The sequence below is a fragment of the Bradyrhizobium sp. genome (genome assembly GCF_049586575.1).
Taxonomy (GTDB): domain Bacteria; phylum Pseudomonadota; class Alphaproteobacteria; order Rhizobiales; family Xanthobacteraceae; genus Bradyrhizobium.
The window spans coordinates 1-2,747 of record NZ_JBAVCF010000226.1 but is presented as its reverse complement, the minus strand read 5'-3'; the positions used below and the strand labels follow the sequence as shown (position 1 = coordinate 2,747).

Annotated in this window: 2 protein-coding genes; one reads left to right on the top strand and one right to left on the bottom strand. The window is 55.8% G+C overall.

Going from position 1 to position 2,747, the window contains the following annotated elements:
* Nucleotides 1–591: 591 nt before the first annotated feature.
* On the top strand, nucleotides 592–1,752 hold the full coding sequence (locus tag WB528_RS08725; protein ID WP_423888021.1) for a site-2 protease family protein: 1,161 nt from the start codon (nucleotides 592–594) through the stop codon (nucleotides 1,750–1,752).
* Between the two features lie 37 nt (nucleotides 1,753–1,789).
* On the opposite strand, the gene WB528_RS08720 is transcribed toward WB528_RS08725, so the two are convergent.
* Nucleotides 1,790–2,611, bottom strand: a complete 822-nt coding sequence (locus WB528_RS08720; protein WP_423888020.1) for a universal stress protein — start codon at nucleotides 2,609–2,611, stop codon at nucleotides 1,790–1,792.
* Between the last annotated feature and the right edge of the window lie 136 nt (nucleotides 2,612–2,747).

The following is a 2,747-nucleotide window of genomic DNA, read 5'->3' as shown; positions in this document are numbered from 1 at the left end:
TGGGTCGGGTACGGCGTTCCTTTCAACGAATTCCGTCACGACGAATACACCCGGAACCGGCTCCTCGATTACGTCGACAATCGTCGTTTCGGTCTGCGCAATTTCGCCAATTTTCATTTCGGGCTGCGGTGTCTCTCGTCGGGTCGACGTTCCCCGTCGCCTTGGAGCCGACCTCTTCGTAGCCGGTTTTGCGGCCGAACGCCCCGACTTGGCGCTTGTCTTCCGCCGTCTTGCTTTGGTGTTGAGTGGGCGCTTGGCCGGTTGCTTCTTTGACGTCTTCGTTTTCTTGGCGCCCGTTCTAGACGCTGTTGTTTTCAGCGCTGATGCACGTTTGTTTCGTTTGGCCATCACATACTCGCCTCAATCGAGCGCCCGTGCAGGGCGCGGTGTGTTAAAAAATCGACGCACTCGCAAACAAGATCGGCCGGGAGCCCAAGTCACCGCCTAGCCTACGAACCGCCGCATAGGTGGTCCTCGCGATCACTAAAGCCAAGAATTCTCAAATCGTCTTGACATGAATCAACGCGGGATAAAGGACCTGGATCAGGACTGCGCCTGGCGCTGCTGGCGGGCATGAGTAAGAGAACTCGGATGAATCGACATAACATTCCCCTAGGCAAGATTCTCGGGATTCAGATCGGTCTGGACTACTCCTGGTTTGTGATTTTCGCGCTGCTCACCTGGATGCTCGCGGGTAGCTACTATCCCGATGAATTCAAGAATTGGTCACCGTTGACCTACTGGCTAACGGGTGCGGCGACGGCCATTATGCTCTTTGTCAGCGTGTTACTTCATGAACTCGGGCACTCGGTGATAGCGCTGCGGTACAAAATTCCGGTGCGCAGTATCACGCTTTTCCTCTTCGGAGGCGTCGCTGAGCTCGCGGCCGAGCCGCCCAGCGCCATCGCCGAGCTGTTAGTTGCAATTGGAGGCCCGATTGTAAGTCTCGGGCTCGCAGTCTTCTTCTATGCGTTACAACCGGCGGTTTCCGGCGTGGAGCCGCTGCTGGGCCTGACCAAATACCTGGCCTACATCAATACGGCGCTGGTGCTGTTCAACTTGATACCCGGCTATCCGCTGGACGGTGGCCGAGTCTTCCGAGCCATTGTGTGGGCAATCACCGGGAATATGACTCGGTCGACCGTGATCGCCGCAAACGTCGGCCGGTTATTTGCCTTACTGTTTATTTTTACAGGCACGTTCCAAATGTTCACCGGCAACCTTGGTGGCGGCCTTTGGATTGCGCTCATAGGCTGGTTCCTCGACAATGCTGCATCCGTCCAGATACAGCAGGTTACGTTTCGCGGCCTGCTGACTGGCTACCGCGTCGCGCAAGCCATGAGTACGCGTTATGCCATCGTCCCGGAGAATCGGATGCTCCAGCAATTAGTCGACGAGCAGGTCCTTGGCAGCGGACAACGTTATTTCATCGTAAATCGAGGAGAACAGATCCTTGGTATGATAACCTTGCATCAAGTCAAAGAAGTGCCACGACAAAAATGGGCAACAACAAGCGCCACCGAGGTTATGCTTCCCTTTGAACAGCTAAAATGCCTCGATCCCGACGCGGAACTATGGTCCGCCCTCCAGAGTATGGATCGGAACGGAGTAAACCAAATGCCCGTTGTTCGGGCTCAACAGATCGTCGGAATGTTGAGCCGCGAAGACGCCATAACCTTCCTGCGTACACTCCAGGAATTCGGAATTCCGCCCAGTACAACAAGCGACACTCAGGAGGCGAGCCGAGAGTAAAAGCTACAGCTACCGTGATTTCGCGACATAACGACCTTCAGTGAGACATAAGACAGCAGATCGTGGTCGAGATCAGCAGATCTTGGGTCATTCCACCGAAGATCCATTCGTTGAGCCGGCTGTGACCGTACGCTCCGGTTACAAGCAGGTCAGCCCCTTCGTCCTCCGCGAACCCCATAATCTGAGCGGCACCAGGACCCATTAGCCGCGTTTCGACGCGACCTTCGGCCCTCACTTTGTGGCGCGCCAAGTAGAGCACGACATCATTGACCTGATGGTGCGCGGCTTCTTTTTGATCGCCCTCGCAGATCTCAATGACTATAACGCGCTTCGCCTGACGTAGGAAGGGCAGCGCGTCCCAGACCGCCCGACGTGCTTCGCGCGTGTCCTTCCATCCGATCAGAATGTGCTCCGCCGCAAGAGTTTTGAGCCCGCCAGGTACAACGAGGAAGGGGCGTCCCGTCCCCATGATTGCCGTTCCGGGATCGGCCGCCCTGTAGAAATCTATCGGGGGTCCACTCTTCTGGATCACGATCAAATCAGCACATCTCGATTCACGGATTAATGCGTCGGTCGGGATTTCAAGCGCGGATCGCCACTCCGTGTCGCGTACGACTCCGGCAGCTGCACGGAATTTTTCACCGGTCTCAGCGAGGCTCTTCCTCATTTGCGCAAGTTCAAGTTCGGACGCGTGGTCAACGACCACCACTCCTTCAGCCACAACTGGCGGCACAACCGCAAGAGAGGATAACCCAATCAGCTTTGCCGAGAATCTGTCTGCGAGGTCCGCCGACACGCTGACAAGCGCTCTCGAAGCATGATCGACATTGACGTAAACCATCAACGTTGCATAAGACATGGCGCTCCCTGCCTGATGAGCATCAAAGCCCCGTGCTGCAGAGCAACCTTTGACTTACATCAAGGTTCTTGCCGATCAGGTTCTTTCTGATCCGAGCCGTGACGAATTCGTATCAATGAAGTTGTGCCTCAGTTGC

What these genes read in the sequence shown, in the direction of transcription:
- WB528_RS08720 (WP_423888020.1), bottom strand. Translation starts at nt 2,611, where the DNA reads ATGTCTTATGCAACGTTGATGGTTTACGTCAATGTCGATCATGCTTCG.
- WB528_RS08725 (WP_423888021.1), top strand. Translation starts at nt 592, where the DNA reads ATGAATCGACATAACATTCCCCTAGGCAAGATTCTCGGGATTCAGATC.